Genomic DNA, 22,869 nt, shown 5'->3' on the forward strand with positions numbered 1-22,869 from the left:
TGGGCATCAATGAAGCAACAATTAGGAAATATATCAGAGAACAGGAAAAACATGATATTGCCGTTGATAAATTAAGTGTTCGGGAATATGAAGACCCTTTTAAGGGTAGTAAGTAGTACAAGCACCCCTTAAGGGGTGAGCAAAAGTGGCAAGGACAAATTGGCTTGAACTAAAAAGCCAGCGTCTTTAGGCGCTGGTCGGTAATAGAGGCTTATAGCCTCAGAGCAAACCACCCGTTTGACGGGTGGTTTTGATTAGTTAAGACTTAAGACTGACGATAAATCAGTCTAAAACGTTTTTCCTTGGGCTTGAATTGTTGGTACAATAGTACTTAGATAAATCGGATAACAGGAGCGGTGTGCATGAGTCGAATTTGGACCGTTTTTACTTTAATGATCATGTTTGTGCTAGCTATGTTGGGTTGGCAGATTTTTACAAACCCAAGTTCGCTGACAGCAATGATTATCGGTGTATTTTTATTATTAATTCGTTCTACTAAAAAGAAAAAAAGATCACAAAAAAACTCAGACCGACTATTAATTTTTGGCTTGATTTTTATGATGCTAAGTCTAGGTCAAAATATTAGTTTTTGGTTTTTGATGCTATTGATTGCATTTTTAATGATAGCTTTATATGGTAGTGCAAATGGCTGGCATGATTCTAAGAATACGTTCAGCAGTTGGATGCCATGGAACCAAAAGTCGTATTTGGCACCAGAATTTAAAACTGATACTATGAAAGATAAAGCCACAGATTCAGAAACGGATCATGTTAAAATGAAGCGCCAGTCGTGGTTTGGCAATACTGCTTTTGGCTCGGATCTTTATTTGTGGGATGATATGAATTTATCAATTGTTGCCGGTGACACAATTGTTGATCTCGGAAATACACTGTTGCCAACTGAACGCGAGAACATTATTATTATGCGTAAAGGCTTCGGCCGTACACGCATACTTGTACCAGTAGGCACCAAGGTTCAAGTCAATCATTCAGTCTTTTTTGGAAAGTTAGTTTTGGATCAGGAGACAATGCAATTACACAATGAAAATATTTCAGTAACCCTAGATGCGGAGAATAGCAATCGAGAATTGCGTATTATTACAAATGTTTGGGTTGGCGACCTCGAGGTGATCTACGTATGAATCGTTCATCAAGGTTACCTGTCTTTTTTGTCACAACACTTACAGTGCTTGCATTATTGGTAATGATTAGTTTTGCTTATTTTTTACCTAAACACAATATCAATGGTTTGCTACAGTTATTACAACAGCCTATTTATGATGTACCTTTAGCTGTTTTTTTTGTTGTTCTTGCGGTTTTAACTGGTTTTATTGCAACTTTGACATCATTTGTGATTGATCGACGGGATACTGTCTATTACCAAAGTAAATTGACGGCTCTAGCGAATCAGCAGTATCAGGCGTCTACTTTGCGAACGGTTGGTGCTACAGCGACAGATCAAACAATTGAAGCGATTCGTCAGCAGCTCATCAAATTACAGCAGGAAGTTCAGATTTATTCTGAACAGCCTATTGACGTTTCTGGAGAATCAAAAGAAAAAATTTTGGAAGATGAACGTCATCGCTTGGCTAGGGAACTGCATGATTCTGTGAGCCAGCAGCTTTTTGCAGCGATGATGATGCTGTCAGCTCTCAATGAAACCGTTAAAAAACAGCCGAATACGGCAGTTTTTTCTAAACAGGTTGCAACAATCGAAAAAGTCATTAATGAATCTCAATCAGAAATGCGGGCCTTATTATTACATTTGCGGCCAACCAATTTGGAAGGTAAAAGTCTGAAGCAAGGCATCGACTCATTGGTCAAAGAACTACAGTCTAAAATTAAAATAGATATTCATGCTGACCTAGATGATGTAAAATTACCATCAGGCGTTGAAGATAACCTATTTCGAATCGTTCAAGAGTTATTTTCAAATACCTTGCGTCATGCCAAGGCTAACCGCATTGATATTTTTTTGAAGCAGCTCGACCAGTTGATTTTATTAAAAGTTGTAGATGATGGCGTTGGCTTTGACACAAAGATGACGCGGGAAACGGGTAGTTATGGGTTGAAAAATATTAAGGAACGAACAAGTGCTATTGGTGGTCAAATCAAAATCATCAGTTTTCCCAATGAAGGTACGAGTGTCGAAATTAGAATTCCAGTCATAAAGGAGTAAATAACATTGATTAAAGTTTTGATCGTTGACGACCATGAGATGGTACGCTTAGGTATTTCTACATATTTACAAATTCAAGATGACATAGAAGTTGTTGGCGAGGCCGTTGATGGTGCGGATGGCTTAAAGCAAGCATTAGAATTAAAGCCCGATGTTATTTTAATGGATGTTGTTATGCCAAAAATGGATGGAATCGAGGCAACCAAGAAAATATTAGCTGATTGGCCTGAAGCAAAAATTATTATCTTGACGAGTTTTATTGATGATGAAAAAGTTTATCCAGCTATTGAAGCTGGTGCAGCCTCTTATATTTTGAAGACATCTACTGCTGAAGAAATTGCTAAAGCGATTCGCCAGACTTATGCTGGGGAGAGTGTACTTGAACCTGAAGTAACCACTAAGATGATGAATCATATTTCTCATCAAAATAAACCAGAATTATATGATGATTTAACGAAACGTGAACAAGAAGTGTTACAATTGATTGCTCAAGGGAAAAGTAATCAAGAAATTGCCGATGAACTTTTTATTACTCTAAAAACAGTCAAAACACATGTTTCTAATATTTTATCTAAGTTACAAGTTGAGGATCGGACTCAAGCTGCAATTTATGCTTTTAAACATGGATTGGTTTCCTAAGTTAAAGACGATTTGGTATAATGCAACCGTAAGATTTTTGCAAATAAATGATAAAGGGGTATTTTCAAATGGAAATAACCGTTTCTGAGGCCGCAATAAATTGGTTTAAGTCAGAGATGTCCTTAAAGCCTGGTGAAGGCATCCGATTTTTTGGTAAGGTTTACGGCAAGACTCAGGTTCATGAGGGTTTTTCAATTGGGATCGAAAAAGGAATTGCGGCTGATCCGTTGGTAAAAGAAACAATTTTTGGACTAATCTTCTCAGTAGACAAAACTGACGAATGGTTCTTTGCTGGCTATGATTTAGCTGTAGATTATAACGTGCAAAAAGAAGAGCCGGTCTATAATTTTTTAGCAGAAGATAAACAATAAAGCGTTTAATAAATCATTTATTTCAATTTAGTTTTCAGGTAGATTTTTGTACTATCTGAACACTTATATACGATAAAAAGGACTGAAGTCTCAAAACACTGCCTTACAATCATTTAGATCTTTGATCTAATGGTCGTAAGCTCTGCAAAGACTTTCAGCCCTTTTTTAGTTACAAAATCAAATTAATCTGATTTGCGGTTGACAAGTTCAAAAATGATAATTAGTAAAATGCCTAGAAAAGATAGACCTACACCAAGCATTAATAGTGGCGGGCGATAACTAAATTTAATTTTATGTTGACCCGGATCCAATTCTGCACCTAAAAAAGTCTGCTGAATATGTGTGATTTTATGTGCTTTCCCATCAACAGTTAAGTGCCAGCCCTTGCTGTAAGGAATAGTTGTCATCATTAACTGTTGGTTTGTTTTTACATTGATCGAGCCACTGATACTTGTTGGTGTTGTCTGCACTCGCTTAAGTGCAGTAGCCTGGGTTTGGTTGATCCAATTCTTAAATAGAGCCATATTGAAACGATTAATTGAAATATTATCAAGCCAAAGATCGTTTTTCTTTAAGATGATTTTGATCGTGATAGTTTGTCCTTGCTGCTGATCAGCTACACCATAAACAAGCGGATTATCATAGCTATCTTCTAGTTGCAGGTTTTGATTATTAATTGTCAACGAGACCAACTTATTGTTTAGACTAGAACCCCAGGTGAGATAGTACGGGTCATCTGTTCGTGGCACAAAAGTCAATTCGAGCATGGCTGTTTTTTTCGGGTTGATTTTTACATAATCCTGGCCAACACTCTTTTTCTTCAATCGCAAATTGTGGCGTTTGATTTGATAATTATTAGGTTCGAAAAGTGGTTGATTGAAATTAGGATTAATCGCGTGGAACCAAGATTCTTGTTGTGCAAGGGGAAAATCGACATATTGTTTTGCCCGTAAAATTTGTCGGTTAGCCACAAATGCAATTGGCAGCGTCATAGGATTATAATGGATAGTTTGCAGCGGTAGAACATCGATCGTATTATATTCACTTAAATCAGGCCGGGAAGCAACATTTTTAAAAACGGTGTTCGGTGTAAGTTCATTTTTAGGTAAAGTGTTTTCGGTACGCTGCTGCATGAAATAGCGCATATCTAAAAGTGCATCTGTAAAAATTGTGCCATTATTATAAGTTACAAAACCATCACCTTTATCTTGGCCCATACGTCCGTAGAAGTGGGTGAGAGCTGGTTCCATCATTGAATTAAATTGTGAACCACCGTTATAGTTTGCTTGCATTGGATCATTTTTTGTGCGTTCATAAGTTTTACCAATACGATAAAACGTTGCATTGGCTTTTTGTTTAACTGCTTGGGCTCCTGAAACCAATTGACTGGTGTAATCAGTGAAATCTGATTCATTAAGGTAAGTAATGTTGTTTAAAGAAAAAATTAAGTTGCCAGCCAATTCAATTGTTGTCACAACTGTAATAATGGTGCTGATACCGACGGCTCGATTTGTTTTAAGTGTTAATAGTACTAGCATTAACAGCATTAATAGAACCGTAATAAAAATTTGATCTTTTTCTATGAAGTTGACGTTTTTGATCTGCCAAAATGCAAGAGCACCTAAAATACCCGTGAAAACCAACGCTAATGCAATCTGTAATCTATTGACTGTTTCGATGAAGTGAAAACTATAGGCCGATAAAATCAGTAGCCAAAAACTAACGACAAAAGAAAATCGATAAGGGTACCACACGGGAAATTGAAAACCATGCCAGAAGAGATCAAAGGGTTCAAAAAATAGGGAAACGATCAGAAAAATAGTGATGAAGGCTGCTGTAATTTTGGCTCGCAGTGGAATCTGTCGTAACGTGAAGAAAAATAAAAAGCCAAAAATAGCTAAAGAACCAACAAATATATTTGCTTGACCAGTTGACATTTGGTCAAAATTAAAGCTCCCCATAATCAGCTTCAACATTAATTTGTAGGGGGCATATTCTATTTGCCATTTGATGTGTTGGATCGTATATTGCCCTTTGCTTTCAGACAAAGCGAAAAGTGTCGGTAATAACAGGACACTACTCGTTAATACCGCAGCTAAAGCGCTTAAAAAGAAGTGCCATGTTTGTCTAAATAAACGCGACCAGTTGCGAAAATACAAGGCAGCCTGAAATATGAAATATAAAGTTACGAAAATAACGATCATATAGCCAATATAATAATTGAGTAAAATCGCAATTGCGAGCCAAATCGAAAAAGCTATGCTGTATTTTTGTTTAAAAAACTGAGGCACATACAGACAGACTAAAGGCAAAACGATAACTGCATCTAACCACATTAAATTGAAATGATTAACAATCAAATAACTCATGAGCGCAAAACTAACGGCATAGGCAATCGTTAAAGGGCCAAGCTGAAGCTTGCTTCTTTTGAAAAAAATGGCTGCAGTTAACCCAGCGAAACCAAATTTTAGGATGGAGATCAAATAAATGGCAACAGGCAGTAATTGTTGTGGAAATAAGAGTAATATTATATTTAGTGGACTAATCAGGTAATAGGCACTAACGCCTAACATGTCCCCACCCAAAGCTTTACTGAATGAATAAATTAAATTTGTTGGATGGGTCAAAATATTTTGTTTGAAGTACGCAAAGAAATCGATATATTGTTGACCAAGGTCTACGGTCAACAAAGAGCTTTTGCCAAAAGGATAGGCGCCTCGGTACATAAAGTAAAACAACAGACTAAAGGCGGGTATTAAAAAACTAAAAATATAGATATAATGACGTTTAAGATAACTGTGCAATTTTTTGACCTCGTAATGTAAAAATTAAAATTAACTGAAAACTATATATGAAAGGTTATCAAATCGTACTTTTTATATTACAATAAAGAGCGACTCATTATCAATCGCTAAAACAAGTTACTTGTAATCGAATCAATTAGGAGTTCATGCCTTGAAGTATTTAAAAAAACAAATCAAGACTACTGGAAGCTCGACGAAATCTCGAATTCCCGTTCGTTTAAATATTCTATTTTTTATTGTATTTTTGCTATTTGCCGCCCTTGTTGCACAATTGGCTTATTTGCAAGTTATCCATGGCAGTTCTTTCCAAGCTGAAGTGAACCGGACTGATCGAACTGTGATTCAGGGTAATGTTCCTCGAGGCATGATCTATGACTCTAAAGGCCGTGTTTTAGTTGGTAATAAAGCAAATAGTGCGGTTACATTCACCAAGTCGATGAATGTTAAAACATCCGACCTGGCAACTGTTGCCCGTCGATTAAGCAATTATATTTCTGTCGACACAAGCAAATTGACGGATCGTGATTTGGCAGACTTTTATCTATCAGATAATAAAAAACTGCAGCGTGTGATTGATACATTGCCAAAGTCAAAGCGGACGACAAAAAATGGCGATAAGGTACCAGACGCGGTTTTATATAAATTAGCAGTCAACAAGGTTGCTAAGCAGAAATTAACTTTTTCGGCTAAAGAAAAACAACAAGCTGCGATTTTTAAAACTATGAGTGGTGCTTATCAACTTTCAACCGTGTTTATTAAAAATTCCGATGTAACTTCAAAAGAGGTCGCTGAAGTTAGTGAGCATTTGCAAAGTCTGCCAGGTGTCAATATCGGGACCGACTGGGAGCGAAATTATCCTAATGGAGATTCTATGTCAAGTATCATTGGTAATGTATCTAGTGAGAGTCAGGGACTGCCTGAAGATCAAATCAACTCTTTATTGGCTCAAGGCTATTCACGAAATGATCGAGTTGGGACAAGTTATCTTGAACAAGAATATGAAAATGTTCTGAAGGGGACTAAATCTCAAACTCAGGTAACTGTCGGCTCAAATAATCAGGTACTTAAATCTCAAACACTTTATACTGGGGATAAGGGTAGTAACCTTAACCTAACTGTTGATTCTAATTATCAAGCTAAAGTTGAGGCAGCACTTAAAAATGAATTTAATTTAGCTAAATCTAATGGACATGCTGGCTATTCTGATGGTGCTTACGCAATTGCCATGAACCCTAAAACAGGGGCAATCCTGGCCATGGCTGGTGTGCGTAACGATCCCAAAACTGGTGAGACGACCGATGATGCACTAGGTACAATCAATCGCTCTTTTGTTATGGGTTCTGCCGTGAAAGGTGCAACTGTTTTGGGAGCAATGATGGATGGTGTGATTACGCCATCTAGTAACTATCAGTCAGATGATCCAATTTATTTACCAAGTACACCCGTTAAGAAATCCGTTTATCCTGTTGGAACTTTCTCAGGCATGAATGCTATTACAGCACTTGAGGTTTCTTCTAATATTTACATGATGCGCTTGGCTTTAAAAGAGGGTAATGCGCAATATGTTCCAAATTCTTATATCCATATGGATTCTGATATTTTCACAAAATTACGTGGTTATTTCTCACAATTTGGACTAGGCGTTAAGACGGGCATTGATATTCCAGGTGAAGCCCCTGCTTTCTTGGGGAGCACACTTAATGAGTACGGGCAGTTAAAAGTGGGTTCAGCACTAGATTTATCTTATGGAAACTACGATGCATACACTTTAATTCAAATGGCCCAGTATGTTTCAACAATTGCTAATGGTGGTTACCGCATGAAGCCTTATCTCGTTCAATCGATACAAAAAACCGATAATGATGGGACTCAAGGTGCTGTTCAAAGTTCAACTCAGCCAACAATTTTAAATCGAGTTGGTTTTACGGATTCACAATTAGATGTTGTTAAGACTGGTTTTTACAATGTTGTCCATGGTACTAATGGCTGGGGGACGGCACATACATTAAAAAGTGTTTCTCCATCAATCTCTGGTAAGACAGGGACGGCGCAATCATTTTATTCCGATGGTAAGAACTTGACACAAACTTTAACCTCAAGTTTTGTTGGTTATGCGCCATCAGATGACCCGCAGATTGCAGTAGCCGTTGTATTTCCAAACCTGTCTGAAAGTGCAAGTAACAGTCATTATAATTTAGATATGGCTAAAGAAATGTTCACGGATTACTTTAATACCCAAACAGCAGCTAAATAATCTGTTTAGATTGTATTTCAATGTACAACATAAACATGATATGATATTGATTGACCTAAGGGGGGCAATAATGGATAAAGTCACTTTTCGGAAACAGCAAATCGATCGTTTGGTTTCATTTGCAAAAGACGATCAAAAGCAAAAAGAAGAAGCAGAGCTGACACAGAAGCTATTTCAAACAGAGGTATTTCAAAATGCGGAAACAATTGGTCTGACGATTAGTCAGGATATCGAACTCAATACCAAGCCGCTAATTACAGCCATACAAAATTTAGGTAAACAAGTTTATGTGCCACGCACTTTAGCAGAATACCAAATGACTTTTTTACCGTATCCTGACAAAGAAACGGATCTTGAAAGAAGTTCTTTTGGCATTTTGGAACCTAAGCTGGATGAATCTAAACGACAAGATCCGCCTGATCTTGTCGTTGTTCCTGGAGTTGCATTTGCAAAAGATGGTAATTATCGGGTTGGCTTTGGCGCAGGCTATTATGATCGTTATTTGAATCGTTACCAACCACATACGATTACATTAGCGCTTTCACCCATGGTGTTTGATGAGCCGCAGTGGCCGGTATCTATGTTGGATGTGCCAATTGAGATATTGCTTGTCCCAGAACAATAGGCAGAATGTGTTAATGTCCAAAGGAGATGTCGCATGAACTCAAAACGTACATTACAGCGAATTAACAATACGTCTTTTGTGACTTGGTTGTTGTTAGTTATGACGGTCTTGGTTTTTCTCTTAGAAATTATCTCTGGAGGCAGTCAAAATCAGCAAGTTTTGTTTAATCTAGGTGCAAAAGTGAACGATCTTGTGCGTCAAGGCGACTGGTGGCGTTTAATCACACCTATTTTTTTACATATTGGTTTCATGCATATCGCTGTTAACGGTGTCATGATATATTATGTTGGCACGCAACTTGAACGGATATTTGGACATCTTCGCTTTTTGCTAATATACTTCGTTAGTGGTATAGCTGGAAATTTAACTAGTTTTGCTTTCGGCAATGACGGAACTATCTCTGCGGGTGCAAGCACAGCCTTGTTTGGTTTATTTGGAGCTTTTATTGCTCTGGGACTTGTTTTTAAACAAAATCCTTTTATTCAAGCCGTGGCACGACAATTTGGTGTTTTAGTGATTATCAACTTAGTGTTTGATCTGTTTATGCCGTCAATAGATTTGTGGGGGCATATTGGTGGATTCGTAGGTGGTCTATTGATCGCCTTTGCTATCAATGTGCCTAAAAGTATTGGTAAAATCCCCTATTGGCAACAAGTACTCGCAATTATTCTCGTTGTAGGCTTAGGCAGTTTAATGTATTGGAATGGTATGTATGGATAATGAGCAAGTGATTCGTACGTTATATGATGTGCAGCAGATTTTAAAGCAATTTGGCATATTCGTGCACTTAGGCCATCGTATTTGGGATATCGAATTGATGTTTGAAGAACTTAAAAAAATTCATAATGCAAAGTTGATCGATGATAAGGTATTTAAATCTGCCGTTCTAGTTTTAAAGCGAGAACACAGGTATGAAGAAAATAATTTGAAACATGAGAGGGGTATTTAGCATTATGGCTGACAAAAAACTGATTGGTGTTGACCTTGGTGGGACAACGATTAAGTTTGCCATTTTAACTTTGGAAGGTGAAATTCAGCAACGATGGAGTATTGACACGAACATACTCGACGATGGGACGCATATTGTGCCAGATATTGTTGATTCGATTAATCATCACTTGAGTCTTTATCAAATGGATGCAGAGGATTTCTTGGGTATTGGTATGGGCTCCCCCGGTTCAGTGGATTTGCAGGCTGGAACAGTCACTGGTGCTTTCAATTTAAATTGGAAGACATTGCAATACGTTAAACGAGACATTGAGGCTGGGACAGGGATCACTTTTACGATCGATAATGATGCCAATGTGGCAGCTTTAGGCGAACGTTGGAAAGGCGCTGGCGAAAATGAGGCCAATGTGATTTTTATTACTTTAGGGACAGGCGTCGGTGGTGGTTTGATTGCTGACGGTCATTTATTGCATGGCGTTGCCGGTTCTGGTGGTGAAATTGGTCACGTAACGGTACAACCAAATGGTTATCTATGTACCTGTGGCAAGCGTGGCTGCCTTGAGACCGTTGCCTCTGCAACAGGTGTTGTTCGAGTAGCTCGGGACATGGCCGAAGAATATTCAGGTGATTCAAAACTTAAAGCAACGCTAGATGATGGTGACGAGATTTCATCAAAAATTGTTTTTGATTTAGCTAAAGCTAATGATCCGTTAGCACTCATGGTCGTTGACCGTGTGACTAATTACTTAGGATTAGCGTTGGCAAACGCAGCAAACTTGTTAAATCCAGCTTTTATTGTTATTGGTGGCGGCGTATCAGCTGCTGGGGACTTCTTGTTGACTCGCGTTGACAAAGCGTTCAAAACAAATACTTTCCCTAATGTGCGTGAAACCACACATTTACGGTTAGCAACTTTAGGTAATGAGGCGGGTGTAATTGGCGCAGCTTCACTTGCCAAGGCCGCAGTTAACGGTTAATTTAAATTTGTATTTGTGAAGGGGCGAGTTTCTTTGTTTTTTAATGCGATTAGCGGCGTCTGGATCTTAAATATTATCTTGCTTGTCATTCTTTTGGCTTTTGCTGGCAATTGGCTATATTATTGGCTTAGATCCAAGCAATTGAAAGCGGGATTGAGTGAGGCCGATTTTGAAAGTACGATGCGTAAAGCCCAATTGATTGATCTACGCGAGAAAAAAGATTTTGATGCGGGTCATATTCTCGGCGCAAGAAATATTCCATTTACGATGCTAAAGCAGCGCATGGGAGAATTACGTAAAGATTTACCAGTTTATGTTTACGAAGATGGTAAGTCTGTCAGCGTTAGAGCAACATTGAAGTTAAAAAAAGCTGGCTTCCAACAAATTAACTGGTTGGAAGATGGCTTTCGCAATTGGAAAGGCAAAACGAAAAAAGGCTAAAATGGTCAAATAAAAAAGGGCTCGCACATGATGATCGTGCTGTAGCCCTTTTATTTTTAGATTAAAATTATCCTTGGTGTGCCGCATGTTGTTTGCGATTAGCTTTACGACGATTTTCTTCAATCTTATCAGTGATTTCTTCTTCAGGATCGATCACAGTTTTTTTGAAAGCTAATACAGCACCGCCTAAAGCACCTAAGGTTGTTAATGCGCCTACTAAAACACCGGATGCAAATCTTTTTGCCATAATTATCCCTCCTATATGTTTATATTATCACGTATTGGTCCTGATTAATGCAACTAATATACAAAAAAATCGAGGAGATCTATGAAACCAAAAGTTTTAATGATTGTTGGACCTACCGCAGTTGGCAAAACTGAACTCAGTTTACGCCTAGCACATCAATATAACGGCGAGATTATTTCGGGAGACTCAATGCAAGTGTATCGGCAACTCGATATTGGCACGGCTAAAATCATGCCTGCGGAACGTCAAAATATTCCCCATTATTTAATTGATATTTTAGATTGGCATGAAGGTTATTCTGCTTATCAGTTTAAAAAGCAAGCAACAGAATTAATTTATGAAATCCAAGCTCGACATAAGCTTCCAATTATTGTAGGCGGCACTGGTTTTTATTTGAATGCATTGCGATTGAATTTAAATCTCGGTGATAATGAGCAGGTTGATACAGCTGCAAAGACACGACAAAAATGGCGTACGTATTATGACCATGTTGGGGCGCACCAAGCCTGGTTAAGATTAAAGCAACTGGATCCACCTAGTGCAAAGGCAATTCCGGAAACAAATCGACATCGTCTGATTCGGGCTTTAGAGGTTAATGAAGAGCAACAACAATTATTTTCACAACAAAAACAGCCACAGCCAATTTTTGATTCATTAGTGATTGGATTGAATACTGATCGTGGCCAACTTTATCAAAGAATCAATCACCGCGTTGACATTATGGTCAGTCGAGGTCTGGTTGCTGAAGCTGAAAAATTGTATGCTTATCGCGATCAAATGCCATTGGCGGCCAAAGCAATTGGCTACCGCGAGCTTTTTCGCTATTTTGATGGTCAAATAGACTTGCAGACGGCAATTGAGTTGATTCAACGTAATTCACGGCATTATGCTAAGCGGCAATTGACTTACTTTAGGAATCAAATGCCTGTACACTGGTTTGATCCTTTCGCAGATGAAAATTGGTATAGTTCGATTAATAGCCTGATCGATGTTTGGCAAAAATAATGTTATAAAAGCTAACATTTTACATTGACACGCATAATTTCGATTGTTATGATAGGTTTTGTAACAGAGAGGAGGTTAATTATGAAGGAAAAGGAACTACGTCGAACCTTAGCGGTGCTGCCAATCGGTACAGCTATGAAATTAACTGATTTAAGTGCACGCCAAATTCGTTATTATGAAGATCAAGGTCTGATTCATCCTCAAAGAAATGAAGGTAATCAACGGATGTTTTCTTTAAATGACATTGATCGGCTCTTGGAAATCAAAGATTATCTAAGCGAAGGTATGAATATTGCCGGGATTAGATATGAATTTGAAGAAAAAAAACGCAAGTCGAAACTTTCAAATCAACAAAACCATGTACAACCACTTAATGATGACGATGTTCGGCGCATTTTGCGTGAAGAGTTAATGCAGACTGGCGGTTTGGAAGGTCCAGACCATCAAATTCCTGGTTTCTTTCATAAAAAACCTTTATAAAACACAAAAGCATCCTAATAATGAAGGAGAGTTCGGTGTATGGCTAATAAAAATATTACCGCAGATGAAATTCGCGAGGTTGTTTCTAAGGAAAATGTCCAATTTTTGCGTTTGATGTTCACAGATATCAATGGGATTATCAAGAATGTTGAAGTCCCCGTTGATCAATTAGAAAAGGTATTATCTAACAAAATTATGTTTGATGGTTCTTCAATTGATGGTTTTGTACGTATTGAAGAAAGTGACATGCTTCTATACCCGGATTTATCAACCTTTTTGGTCTTTCCTTGGGGTTCCGAACATGGGAAAGTTGCTCGTTTGATTTGTGATGTACATAATCCTGATGGAACGCCATTTGCTGGCGATCCCCGTAACAATTTACGCCGTGTGATCAATGACATGAAAAAACAAGGTTTTTCTGCTTTTAATATTGGCCCTGAACCTGAATTCTTTTTATTCAAGTTAGATGATGAAGCTAAACCAACTTTGACTTTGAATGATAAGGGTGGCTATTTTGACTTTGCACCAGTTGATCTTGGGGAAAATACGCGTCGTGATATTGTCTTAGAGCTTGAAAAAATGGGCTTTGAGGTTGAAGCTTCTCATCATGAGGTTGCACCTGGCCAACATGAAATCGATTTTAAATACTCAGATGCGTTAGAAGCAGCTGATAACATTCAAACATTCAAACTAGTTGTTAAAACAATAGCTCGTCAACATGGCTTACATGCGACGTTCATGCCTAAACCTTTGGAAGGTATCAATGGTTCTGGAATGCATATTAATATGTCTCTCTTTAATGATAACAAGACGAATGCATTCTTTGACGCTGATGCTGAAGGCCAACTTTCGGAAACAGCCTATCACTTCCTAGCCGGATTAATGAATCACGCTCGAGCATTGACTGCCGTTAATAATCCAACAGTTAATTCCTATAAACGTTTGGTGCCTGGGTTTGAAGCACCGGTCTATGTTGCTTGGTCTGGTCGGAATCGTTCACCGCTTATTCGTGTACCTCAGTCTAGAGGGTTGTCGACACGTTTAGAAATGCGTTCAGTCGATCCAAGTGCCAACCCTTACCTAGCAATCGCTTCAATTTTGAACGCAGGCTTAGATGGTTTAGCTAAAGAACAAGAACCATTTCCTGCAGTCGATCGTAATATCTATCGGATGAACGAGGAAGAACGTCAAGAGAATCACATCACTGACTTACCATCAACTTTGCATAATGCCATTAAAGCACTAGAAAAGGATGATGTGATCAAAACTGCCTTAGGTGATCATTTATACCGTAGCTTTATTGATTCTAAAGATCTAGAATGGGCTGCTTACCGGCAAACCGTATCAGATTGGGAAAGAGATCAATATTTGGAACTCTATTAATAATATAGCAATCCATAAAAAAACTGCCTAAAATGGGCAGTTTTTTTATTTAATATTTAACTCTAGCGGCTCTATTTATTATAGGGTATTTCTAATCGAGAAGCATTTAAATCCAAAGTATAACTTTGCACCCGTGACTCACGCAAAGTCATACCCATGTCAGTGGAGTAAACTATCAGTCCAAGCTGGTGGTTAGTTAATAGGTGATAGTGGGTGGGTTGTAATTCAAAACGTACCGTATAAAAGTTACCTGGTTGAATGACATCATTAGACCAGTTATTACGTCGATTTTGCATGTTGATATGTCCCTTTGTGATTAGTTTGAATGGAGAAGGGTGAGTCTCCAATTGAAATTCCTTTAAGTCTTCAGTAAGATTATTGAAACCTAACTGTAAAGCGCCACGACCAACGATTGAAGGCTGTGCTTGTAAGCGCCTTGCTATGCCATAATCTGCCAACATCACGCTGAGTTTTCCGGAAGTCGAATCAACAGCAACTTGTAATGTTACAATCGGATTACCATCAATGTATAGATCTTTTGTCAATGGATCGGTTAAAAATAGTAACCGATTGTGCTGATATTCAGAGGTTTGACTTAACAATGCGTTTTGCCATTGATGCTCAGTTTGATTATGCTTTAAGAAATCAGTTGTGCCATTGTCAATAAAACTTTGAGTTTCAGTTGGCTTTGGCTTAGTTGTTAACTGATTCTTCTGTAAATAGAATTGTTTTATTGGCGCAGACTCCGCACACCAATCCTGATAATGATGCCACTGTTCAGGTGTCACGTTGTCTTGAATCAAGACTTTGGGAAGGTCAGCATCACTAGCATTTTTTTGATCATGACAAAGTTTATCAACTAACCAATAATTAACCATATCGTTAAAGTCGATTGAGCGAATGTTGTTCATATAAATATGTTGCCCTTGATGAAGAAAAATTTTTGCCGGGATTTTAGCAGCACGCAAAGCTCGCCATAACTTTTCGGGATTACGAAGTTTTACATTCCAATCATTCAAACCATGCACGATTAAAACAGCACACTGAATATGTTTGACATCGTTACGATAATTACGTTCGTCCCAAAAGGTGTTATAATTTCCTGTGTCTCGATCTTGACCAACTGTCAGTGCTTGTTGCTGGCGTTCATAGACAGCTTTGATCTTTTGAAAATCGGCATCATCTTTTAGCCTTGAAAAAGTATCAATGGCTAAAACGTCTGTATCTTCACCTTGGCAGTCTTCTGGCGCAACAACTAAACCGTTATCGCGATAGTAATCATACCAGCTGGAAATAGCTGATTCAGAGATAATAGCCTTCAATCCAGTGACACCAGTTGTTGCTGCGGCCGTGGCTAAAGTCCCTAGATAAGATTTTCCAGTCATCGCCACATTGCCATTGCACCACCAAGCAGTCGTCGGTATATGATCAGTTCGATTAGTATAGGCGATTCGATCGCCGTGAAGCCATTGGATAATTGCAATCGTTGAAGCGGTCTCTTCCTGTGATCCTGTTGTTCTTAAGCCGTCGGAATGACGTGTCCCGATGCCGGCTGCATAAACCGAAGCAAAGCCACGACTGAGAAAATAATCATTTAGTGAATAAACAGTTTCTGCTTGGGCGCTAATTTCGGTATCGTGATTTTCTTCGGATGCTTTAGCTCCAATTGGCTGATAGGCTAAAGTGTGGGTTGCTTGAATTTCAGCTTTATCGATTATTTGAGCTTTCTTCGGCTGTAAATTTTGATTAACATTATGTAAGCTGGGGGTCATATCATTGGTACCCTTGAAGTAAGGATTTGCTGTATAAAGTGTGGGTACTTTTAGACCCCTATCAGTGGCTGCTGGTCGAAAAATGGTTGCTTCTAATAAGTCATGTTTACCATCATGGTCAGTATCTAAATCAGATTCCACATATACAATCTCACGAATCGTCTTACTAGCATCAAAAACAGCCTGAACACGGTTATTAAAGAACACAAAATGTGGTGCTTGGGCGTCAAAGAAACTATTAAAGAAGCCGCGATTTGCCAAATCATCTAAAAAATTCATGCCATTCTTAGTACGTAAGTTTAATAGAAGATAAAATGCACGTAAAAGAGTTTCGCTGTCATTGATTTGATCAAAAGATAATTTAGGATAACCACAATCCTGATAAAAGACTTCAGCATTATCCATTTGAAAATCAATTCCTATTTCAAATTTTAATAACTGGAGTACCATGATGATAAATTGATGCCGGCTTAAGTGAAAGGGCTCAGTATTAAAAATATCAGCCAATGTATGTTGGCTATCCACTGAAATATAACGTAATGCTTCTAAACAACTTGACAGACTGTGATATTCAGGGAAAATACCAGCTATCAATTTTTGAAAAAGCTTAAGTGAAGATAGCGTTTTGTCAGATTCATCTAATAGTTTTATGTTGACAAGATCCTGATACAATTGCTCTGATGATACTTGATGAAATGCAAATTGATTTAACTTCAAAAAATCACCTCAAAAATTTGATTGACAAGGATTCATATTATTGTGTAAAATAATATGCGTTGCGTCACAGTGGCTCAGTTGGATAGAGCAACGGTCTTCTAAACCGTAGGTCGTGAGTTCAAATCTCACCTGTGACATTTGTAGTATTTCCAAGCATTTACAAGATTCTCTTAAACGAGTTATGAAGCGTGATAGCTATTAAGTTGGCAACGTTTTGTAACTCGTTTATTTTTTTGCTATTTTTGCAAGTTTTAACAGATTTGGTGGGCAAATCAATGGGCAATCATGAATTAGGTTAAAAAATAAATCGCTGTAACCCGCATTCGACCATTAAATTGCCCATTTAAATTTTACTAGATATGCGGTCAAACTCTTTGATATATAAGGTATTGAGTATGCCCATAATTGCCCACTAAAATATTTGCTCAAGAGCAGACAACATTTTGGTGTCGTCTTTCTGCCTCAGTTCGTCTATGACGTGCAAATAGGTATCCATGGTGGTTTGTATGTCTTTGTGCCCTAAACGCTTAGAAACGCTAAATATGGACACTCCGTGGTATAAGAGAATGCTACCATGGGTATGTCTCAATCCATGAGTTGTAATGCGCGGCACATTGACCGATGCACATAATCGGGCGAGGGCCTGATTTGTTGAACCATTGTCATTTATTGAAAGCTTATTATTTCTAAATACGAGATCATGAGGATCTCGATACCCAATTTTAACATAAAACTCTAATTGTTCTTGTTTTAGTTTTTTCATTTGTTCAAGAAGTTCATCAGTTACCAAAGACGTTCGGCTATTTGATAGCTCTGTTCTGTGTCATGTGAATATTTGCCAATTTTGTAACGGTTGATCCATTCGAGAAAATAATCAGCAAAGGTTATATCATTGAGTGAGGGGTCAAAGCCCATCTTAAGTTTTTGTTCCAATTCTTCGGCAGCATTTTTAGCCCCTAATTTTTGTACGAAAGCCAGAGTTGCTGACCTCACGATGCCTGTTGTTCTTGTCACAATAAATGATGCGAAACTCCCATTTCTTACCTTTTTTACGATAGGATGCCATAGCTACCACTCCTTATTCAAATTCCAAGTTCATAACAGATTCTTCCAAACCTTCGATGACTTCATTCTCGTCGATAAATAATTGCCAGCTCTTATAATCATTTTTTCCTTTGATCGCGTGGGAAAGATTATCACGGATACTACCAACAAATTGGGCTACCATCTTATCAACGGCACGATTGACCTTAGCATCGTTCCAACGTTTAGCAAACTGCCGACCGTGATTTTTTTCTTGTTGAAATTCAAGACACTTAGCTCGAAATTGTTTGATTACATCACTATTTTCATCAAGGTATTGTTCAAGTTCTGCTGTATTCATTTCTTTGCCTCCGAATGTATGTTCGTTTTAAGCGTTAAACAAAAGCCCAGAAAAGGGCTTATTTCAAAATTAATATCTATATCTTGGTTCAAAGTAGTTAGACAAGCGCTGGTCTTCGTACAGTTGGACCGTTTTATCTTCAATCAGCTTACTAATAGAGTAGGCTTTTTTCTTTTGCTAATATTGTTTTCATTATTGCTGCGGCTTCTACTTTCCATCTCTAATCTTCGCCAAAATCAGTCAATACAACTACTACTGTATATTGACTACTTTTGTACCTATAACATTTGAGTCAGAATTTTCAAACTCAATAGTTACTGGGTTGTTATTCTTCAAATCATACGTTATCGCACCTTGAATTGTCTTACCTGGCAATAATTTCTCATGAATTGCGTCTTCTTGAGTTTGGATAGGATTTTTACCTGTATCATCCGTGTTAACCATCCCAGGGCTTAAACTAACATTTGACGTGTCAGTTTTTTGTTTGGCACTTAATACCATATAAATATTTGATGGATCTTGCTCCTTTTTAGAATTATTTGTGATGTCACAATAAAGGACTAAAACTTTTTCGCCTTCAGATATAGAATCCATGACCTCTGATTTAGTGAATTTATAAGTTAATATGCCAGCATCAAATACATTATCCTTGTAAGTCCAATGATTTGGGTCATGTGCTAAACCGCCTGAAGTTTTATTTGTTGCTTTTTCTGGTTTGCTACTGGTGGATTGAGTAGCTGAGGATGATTTAGTCTCTTTGGAAGATAAAGCTGTGCTTGTATCTACATGAGCACGGATTTTAGTTTGGCTGTCGCTACTAGTACCAGTGAAAATCAGACCAAGCGCCAATATCCCAACACTGGTCCATAACCATGCAGATTTAAATATTGGTTTATTGCCGAGAGCTATCGAATGCCAGATATAAAATAGCAAACCAATGGTTAAACCTAACCATGCCCAAAATTTTAAATCTGCAAAACTACCAGCTGTGAGGATGCTTATCAGAAATGATGTTCCCAGTAACACCAAACCAGTGATATCCCCGCCACGTCCTTGGTTCTTATGTGCCACAATATATACAATCCCTGAAGCTAAATAAAAAATACCAGTTAAAATACCAGCTGAACCGCTGACTTGTCCATTTTGGGAGATTGCGTTACCAATACCTGCAAGCATTGATTCAAAGAAAATATATAGTGCAAACAGAATCAATAGTATTCCCAATACTAATTTTGTAGGTCCTAGTCCATTTGGTGATTTGTTCGGTTTTTTATTATTTGGGCGCCGATTATTTTTTGAACGTTTTCGATTTCTACTCCCATTATTTCGTTGGCTTCTGCTTCTACCATCCATTTCCCATACCTCCCAAAATTAAATGAATCTTGCCAATCATAATCTAATTCGAGAAACATAAATATTGGTACTTAACTGCATGCTTTAGACCAACTTTGTGCTGCAAAAAATGCAAGAGCACGCACGATAGAATCAAATTACAATTAAAAATAATACTTCACAACAAATGCAGTATAACATAGCAATTCTTGCATGCACATCAAACATTTTGATTAAATAGTTACGCGATAATTTTTGATTTTTAAAGGGAAAAGTCAAGAGAAAAAATTATGATTAAAAACCAAGTTATTATGATTCGCTGTAGACATTAAAAAGCCTTGTTAAGTACGAGCTAAATACTCGTTACTAACAAGGCTTTATATAGAACTAACTAACTTAATGATTAGAACTTACTAGGATTTTGATACCTTTATACAAATTATAGATATATAGAAAGAAATCGAGAATAGCTATAACGCCTATTAAGACAATCGCTACCATTCCAGTAGCCTGAGCATCTTGCATCAATAAGCCATTGATACCGATCACAACAATCAGTCCAATAGTAATAAACGTTGGCAAAATGTGTAAAATCAAAGCATTCTTTGCATGAGACTGCACAGCAACGTTTGAAGAAAGTAACCAAACAGCTATGGGAAATAGGATCGGTGCAAATAAGATTGAAATATAAGATAAACCACTTAAAACTTTATCACCATTCATAATGTAAACCTCACTTAATTTTAATGGTATGTTTGCTGTACAAACAAATAGCAACATGATACACTTTTTAAGTCACTTTCCTCCCAAAAGTGGCAAATCTCTGACTATACCCGATAGTCAGAGATTTTTTTAACCAGTAATATGGTATTTTTTCAGCCCGATGTAGTGCTGATCGTGTTTTGGTCCCCTAAAGCGTATCTGAATGGTGGCCTTATTTTTCAAAGTAAAGGGTATGGCCGCAGTCACAGATCGACCAGGAGCCAACTGTTTTTTTGCTTTTGCTAGCAATTGGTAGTCGTGGATACTCGTGTCTTTATTAATGGCACGGGTCAATTTTAACAGTTGATTTTGCTGAGATACATGGGTGACCATACGCCAAACTTCATCAGGTTCAAAATAACTTGATGTCTTATTTTTTATTTTGAATTCAATCATCAAAACTGGTTGATTATTAGCATCTGTAATAATTTTACCATTTGTCAGTTTGATTGAGACGCCCCGTGCGCTAAATAAATCAGACTTAAATTTTGCTTGCTGCAAGAATAAGGCTGATTTTTTTGCAACATGCTGTTGGCTAGTTTGCTGTAATTTTGTCTGGGAGCTTTTGGATTGATTTATTCGGATGATTCCAAAAATAAGCGAACCAACTACCGCTAACAAAATAAAACCTAAAAACCAGTATTTTCGATAAAATTGACGTTTGTGATAATATCGTGTCTTTCGCCGACTTCTACTCATTTGCGACATGTTGGCACTCCTTTTGTACTTTTAATTATAACATGTGAATTTCTCGAGTGTGGACAGTTTTAGAACCCCGTAAAAACTGGTATTATTTATGTTAATAGGAGTGAGGATCATGCGAAAGAAATTTAAACGAAAACAACTCAAACAAACGCTCACACATAAGATTTATTTTTATTTGGAATTTGCCAATGGACAAATTGTCGAGATGCCGCTGATTGTTTCTGAAAATGATGATTCTAAAAAAGAGGAAATGCTAGCACATTTAAGAAGCAAAAAGGGCAGCATACAAGATAGCGATGGTCATCTTTATGATTTTTCAGACTTGATCCACTATGAAATATATGATGAGAAGGATAAATGAATAAAAAATGGCTGACAGAAATTTATCAAAAAAGCATATCAGTCGGGATTCAAGAGTCAATAAAACATTTGAAAAGTTACGACAAGCATTTGTTGTTTTTTTGCAAAAAAATGATTTGGATGCACTAAATGTACAGAAACTAACGGATCTTGCCCATATTACACGAGGTACTTTTTACTTACATTTTTCAGACAAAGCTGATTTTATGCAACAAATGCAAACACAGATACTAAATGACTTTTTTAACCACACAATTCATTATCTTGAAAGCTCAAAAACGGTTCAAAATTTTCCGGTATTAGATGTTGATGCTGTTTTTGAGTATACTTTTTCACATGCTGCTATATTCAATATTTTATTAAATCAGCAAAGACAATTGTCTTTTGCAGACGAGTTAGAGACTCGTTTAATGGGATATATGCGTGAGTATATGCAGATCAACGAGCATTTGGGTGTTTTTGACCAGAATATTCCCATAAAATTGATCATTGATTTTTATAATTCCGCTTTGTTAGGTTTTTTAAAAGATTGGTTAAGAACACATCAAATTTATTCAGCTAATTTTATGAGTCAGATTTTTATTGACCTTATTCAACAAACCAGTGACAACGGTTCAGGTATTAAGGACTTCTATTACTTTGTTGAAAAGGATTGACTAAATGATGGGTATTTGCTAATATAAGTGAGTTGTATTTGTGAACGCCACAGCTGCAACCGCACGCTAAAGGTTTAAGCATAAGCGCCTGATGCGGCGAGTATAAGAACATAGGAGGTGCACACATACATGTACGCAATTATTCAAACAGGCGGCAAACAATATAAGGTCGAAGAAGGCCAAGCAATTTATGTTGAAAAGTTAGCTGCTGAAGCTGGCGAAAAGGTAACTTTTGATCAAGTAGTACTTGTTAACAATGAAGGTGATGCCAAGATTGGCACACCAACTGTTGCAGGCGCTACTGTAACTGGGACTGTTGAAAAACAAGGTAAGGAAAAGAAAGTAGTAACTTTCAAGTACAAACCTAAAAAACACAGTCATCAAAAGAAGGGTCATCGTCAACCATATACAAAAGTTGTCGTCGATAAGATCAACGGTTAATTTTTAGTGAAAATGAGATGTTTTTATGATACAAGCAAATTTCTATCGTGATGAACAAGGCTACATCAGTCATTTTCGGATTACAGGTCATGCGGATTCTGGAGTTTATGGTCATGATATTGTCTGTGCTGCTGTTTCTGCAACAGCAATTGGCACAGTTAATAGTTTACAAACTCTGGCTGGCCTGAAACCAAAGATTGCAGCAGACCAACAAAACGGTGGTTTACTGGACGTTAATATCAATTTAGATACTAATAATGACAAACGTTTGATCAGTCAAGTTCTCTTAGAGAATTTGTACGGTACGCTTAAAAGCATCGAAACAAATTATGGCGATTATATTTCCTTAAATAATGATTCACAACAAGAAAAAATTCGGGGGTGAAA

The 22,869-nt window shown here is 37.5% G+C and carries 26 protein-coding genes, 1 tRNA gene, 1 pseudogene and 1 other annotated feature; of the genes and pseudogenes, 19 read left to right on the forward strand and 9 right to left on the reverse strand.

Going from position 1 to position 22,869, the window contains the following annotated elements; all coding sequences use genetic code 11:
* The 5 genes and pseudogenes from FHQ08_RS05540 to FHQ08_RS05560 form a co-directional block, all read left to right on the forward strand.
* Positions 1-116 (forward strand): annotated as a pseudogene (locus tag FHQ08_RS05540) (IS200/IS605 family transposase); the annotation flags it as partial.
* Between the two features lie 246 nt (positions 117-362).
* A complete protein-coding gene (gene liaF / locus FHQ08_RS05545; RefSeq protein ID WP_230913404.1) occupies positions 363-1,142 on the forward strand; it encodes a cell wall-active antibiotics response protein LiaF in 780 nt (259 codons plus the stop codon).
* Complete coding sequence (locus FHQ08_RS05550) at positions 1,139-2,179, forward strand: sensor histidine kinase (protein WP_407929188.1); 1,041 nt, start codon at positions 1,139-1,141, stop codon at positions 2,177-2,179. The genes liaF and FHQ08_RS05550 overlap by 4 nt, the downstream gene beginning before the upstream one ends.
* Positions 2,180-2,185: 6 nt before the next feature.
* Positions 2,186-2,818, forward strand: coding sequence for a response regulator transcription factor (locus tag FHQ08_RS05555; protein WP_230913406.1), 633 nt, complete (start codon positions 2,186-2,188; stop codon positions 2,816-2,818).
* Between the two features lie 68 nt (positions 2,819-2,886).
* Positions 2,887-3,189, forward strand: coding sequence for a HesB/YadR/YfhF family protein (locus FHQ08_RS05560; RefSeq protein ID WP_230913407.1), 303 nt, complete (start codon positions 2,887-2,889; stop codon positions 3,187-3,189).
* 182 nt (positions 3,190-3,371) lie between these two features.
* Here FHQ08_RS05560 and FHQ08_RS05565 read toward each other — a convergent pair whose 3' ends face one another.
* Complete coding sequence (locus FHQ08_RS05565) at positions 3,372-5,993, reverse strand: YfhO family protein (protein ID WP_269073879.1); 2,622 nt, start codon at positions 5,991-5,993, stop codon at positions 3,372-3,374.
* Between the two features lie 151 nt (positions 5,994-6,144).
* Between FHQ08_RS05565 and FHQ08_RS05570 the strand changes: the two genes are divergently transcribed.
* The 6 genes from FHQ08_RS05570 to FHQ08_RS05595 all read left to right on the forward strand — a co-directional run bounded on the left by FHQ08_RS05570 (position 6,145) and on the right by FHQ08_RS05595 (position 11,238).
* The gene (locus FHQ08_RS05570) at positions 6,145-8,247 is read left to right on the forward strand and encodes a peptidoglycan D,D-transpeptidase FtsI family protein (RefSeq protein WP_230913409.1); all 2,103 of its coding nucleotides are present in this window, start codon (positions 6,145-6,147) and stop codon (positions 8,245-8,247) included.
* 70 nt (positions 8,248-8,317) lie between these two features.
* Positions 8,318-8,872 carry a 5-formyltetrahydrofolate cyclo-ligase gene (locus tag FHQ08_RS05575; RefSeq protein WP_230913410.1) on the forward strand — a complete coding sequence of 185 codons (555 nt, stop codon included), beginning with the start codon at positions 8,318-8,320 and terminating at the stop codon, positions 8,870-8,872.
* 33 nt (positions 8,873-8,905) lie between these two features.
* Positions 8,906-9,592: a rhomboid family intramembrane serine protease gene (locus FHQ08_RS05580; RefSeq protein ID WP_230913411.1), complete on the forward strand. Its 687-nt coding sequence runs from the start codon at positions 8,906-8,908 to the stop codon at positions 9,590-9,592.
* The gene (locus FHQ08_RS05585; RefSeq protein ID WP_230913412.1) at positions 9,585-9,821 is read left to right on the forward strand and encodes a YqgQ family protein; all 237 of its coding nucleotides are present in this window, start codon (positions 9,585-9,587) and stop codon (positions 9,819-9,821) included. The genes FHQ08_RS05580 and FHQ08_RS05585 overlap by 8 nt, the downstream gene beginning before the upstream one ends.
* Before the next feature lie 4 nt (positions 9,822-9,825).
* Complete coding sequence (locus tag FHQ08_RS05590) at positions 9,826-10,797, forward strand: ROK family glucokinase (protein WP_230913413.1); 972 nt, start codon at positions 9,826-9,828, stop codon at positions 10,795-10,797.
* A gap of 33 nt (positions 10,798-10,830) precedes the next feature.
* The gene (locus tag FHQ08_RS05595; RefSeq protein WP_230913414.1) at positions 10,831-11,238 is read left to right on the forward strand and encodes a rhodanese-like domain-containing protein; all 408 of its coding nucleotides are present in this window, start codon (positions 10,831-10,833) and stop codon (positions 11,236-11,238) included.
* Positions 11,239-11,305: 67 nt separating this feature from the next.
* Here the strand turns inward: FHQ08_RS05595 and FHQ08_RS05600 are convergent, their stop codons facing one another.
* The gene (locus tag FHQ08_RS05600) at positions 11,306-11,485 is read right to left on the reverse strand and encodes a DUF3042 family protein (RefSeq protein WP_230913415.1); all 180 of its coding nucleotides are present in this window, start codon (positions 11,483-11,485) and stop codon (positions 11,306-11,308) included.
* Positions 11,486-11,566: 81 nt separating this feature from the next.
* On the opposite strand from FHQ08_RS05600, the gene miaA reads away from it, so the two are divergent.
* The 3 genes from miaA to glnA all read left to right on the forward strand — a co-directional run bounded on the left by miaA (position 11,567) and on the right by glnA (position 14,353).
* Complete coding sequence (miaA, locus tag FHQ08_RS05605) at positions 11,567-12,490, forward strand: tRNA (adenosine(37)-N6)-dimethylallyltransferase MiaA (protein ID WP_230913416.1); 924 nt, start codon at positions 11,567-11,569, stop codon at positions 12,488-12,490.
* An 81-nt stretch (positions 12,491-12,571) separates the two neighbouring features.
* Entirely contained in the window at positions 12,572-12,970 is a 399-nt protein-coding gene (locus tag FHQ08_RS05610) for a MerR family transcriptional regulator (protein ID WP_230913417.1), read from the forward strand.
* A gap of 39 nt (positions 12,971-13,009) precedes the next feature.
* Positions 13,010-14,353 carry a type I glutamate--ammonia ligase gene (gene glnA, locus FHQ08_RS05615; protein ID WP_230913418.1) on the forward strand — a complete coding sequence of 448 codons (1,344 nt, stop codon included), beginning with the start codon at positions 13,010-13,012 and terminating at the stop codon, positions 14,351-14,353.
* A gap of 71 nt (positions 14,354-14,424) precedes the next feature.
* Here glnA and FHQ08_RS05620 read toward each other — a convergent pair whose 3' ends face one another.
* Entirely contained in the window at positions 14,425-16,842 is a 2,418-nt protein-coding gene (locus FHQ08_RS05620; RefSeq protein WP_230913419.1) for a Xaa-Pro dipeptidyl-peptidase, read from the reverse strand.
* A 63-nt stretch (positions 16,843-16,905) separates the two neighbouring features.
* On the opposite strand from FHQ08_RS05620, the gene FHQ08_RS05625 reads away from it, so the two are divergent.
* Positions 16,906-16,979, forward strand: a tRNA-Arg gene (locus FHQ08_RS05625).
* A 275-nt stretch (positions 16,980-17,254) separates the two neighbouring features.
* On the opposite strand, the gene FHQ08_RS05630 is transcribed toward FHQ08_RS05625, so the two are convergent.
* The 6 genes from FHQ08_RS05630 to FHQ08_RS05655 form a co-directional block, all read right to left on the reverse strand.
* Complete coding sequence (locus FHQ08_RS05630; RefSeq protein ID WP_230913420.1) at positions 17,255-17,632, reverse strand: tyrosine-type recombinase/integrase; 378 nt, start codon at positions 17,630-17,632, stop codon at positions 17,255-17,257.
* A complete protein-coding gene (locus FHQ08_RS05635) occupies positions 17,626-17,856 on the reverse strand; it encodes a hypothetical protein (protein WP_230913421.1) in 231 nt (76 codons plus the stop codon). Before FHQ08_RS05635 ends, FHQ08_RS05630 begins: the two co-directional genes overlap by 7 nt.
* Before the next feature lie 64 nt (positions 17,857-17,920).
* Entirely contained in the window at positions 17,921-18,226 is a 306-nt protein-coding gene (locus tag FHQ08_RS05640) for a hypothetical protein (RefSeq protein WP_230913422.1), read from the reverse strand.
* Positions 18,227-18,478: 252 nt separating this feature from the next.
* Positions 18,479-19,579, reverse strand: a complete 1,101-nt coding sequence (locus tag FHQ08_RS05645; protein ID WP_230913423.1) for a DUF5067 domain-containing protein — start codon at positions 19,577-19,579, stop codon at positions 18,479-18,481.
* Positions 19,580-19,954: 375 nt separating this feature from the next.
* Positions 19,955-20,281, reverse strand: coding sequence for a DUF4870 domain-containing protein (locus FHQ08_RS05650; protein ID WP_230913424.1), 327 nt, complete (start codon positions 20,279-20,281; stop codon positions 19,955-19,957).
* 129 nt (positions 20,282-20,410) lie between these two features.
* The gene (locus FHQ08_RS05655; protein ID WP_230913425.1) at positions 20,411-21,028 is read right to left on the reverse strand and encodes a DUF5067 domain-containing protein; all 618 of its coding nucleotides are present in this window, start codon (positions 21,026-21,028) and stop codon (positions 20,411-20,413) included.
* A 109-nt stretch (positions 21,029-21,137) separates the two neighbouring features.
* On the opposite strand from FHQ08_RS05655, the gene FHQ08_RS05660 reads away from it, so the two are divergent.
* The 4 genes from FHQ08_RS05660 to FHQ08_RS05675 all read left to right on the forward strand — a co-directional run bounded on the left by FHQ08_RS05660 (position 21,138) and on the right by FHQ08_RS05675 (position 22,867).
* On the forward strand, positions 21,138-21,386 hold the full coding sequence (locus tag FHQ08_RS05660) for a hypothetical protein (protein WP_230913426.1): 249 nt from the start codon (positions 21,138-21,140) through the stop codon (positions 21,384-21,386).
* A gap of 7 nt (positions 21,387-21,393) precedes the next feature.
* Positions 21,394-22,041, forward strand: coding sequence for a TetR/AcrR family transcriptional regulator (locus FHQ08_RS05665; RefSeq protein ID WP_230913427.1), 648 nt, complete (start codon positions 21,394-21,396; stop codon positions 22,039-22,041).
* A 47-nt stretch (positions 22,042-22,088) separates the two neighbouring features.
* Positions 22,089-22,155, forward strand: a sequence feature (ribosomal protein L21 leader region).
* Between the two features lie 15 nt (positions 22,156-22,170).
* Positions 22,171-22,482 carry a 50S ribosomal protein L21 gene (gene rplU, locus FHQ08_RS05670; RefSeq protein ID WP_230913428.1) on the forward strand — a complete coding sequence of 104 codons (312 nt, stop codon included), beginning with the start codon at positions 22,171-22,173 and terminating at the stop codon, positions 22,480-22,482.
* Between the two features lie 25 nt (positions 22,483-22,507).
* Positions 22,508-22,867: a ribosomal-processing cysteine protease Prp gene (locus FHQ08_RS05675; RefSeq protein WP_230913429.1), complete on the forward strand. Its 360-nt coding sequence runs from the start codon at positions 22,508-22,510 to the stop codon at positions 22,865-22,867.
* The last annotated feature ends 2 nt before the right edge of the window (positions 22,868-22,869 follow it).

The sequence above is a fragment of the Agrilactobacillus fermenti genome (genome assembly GCF_021030645.1).
Lineage (GTDB): Bacteria > Bacillota > Bacilli > Lactobacillales > Lactobacillaceae > Agrilactobacillus > Agrilactobacillus fermenti.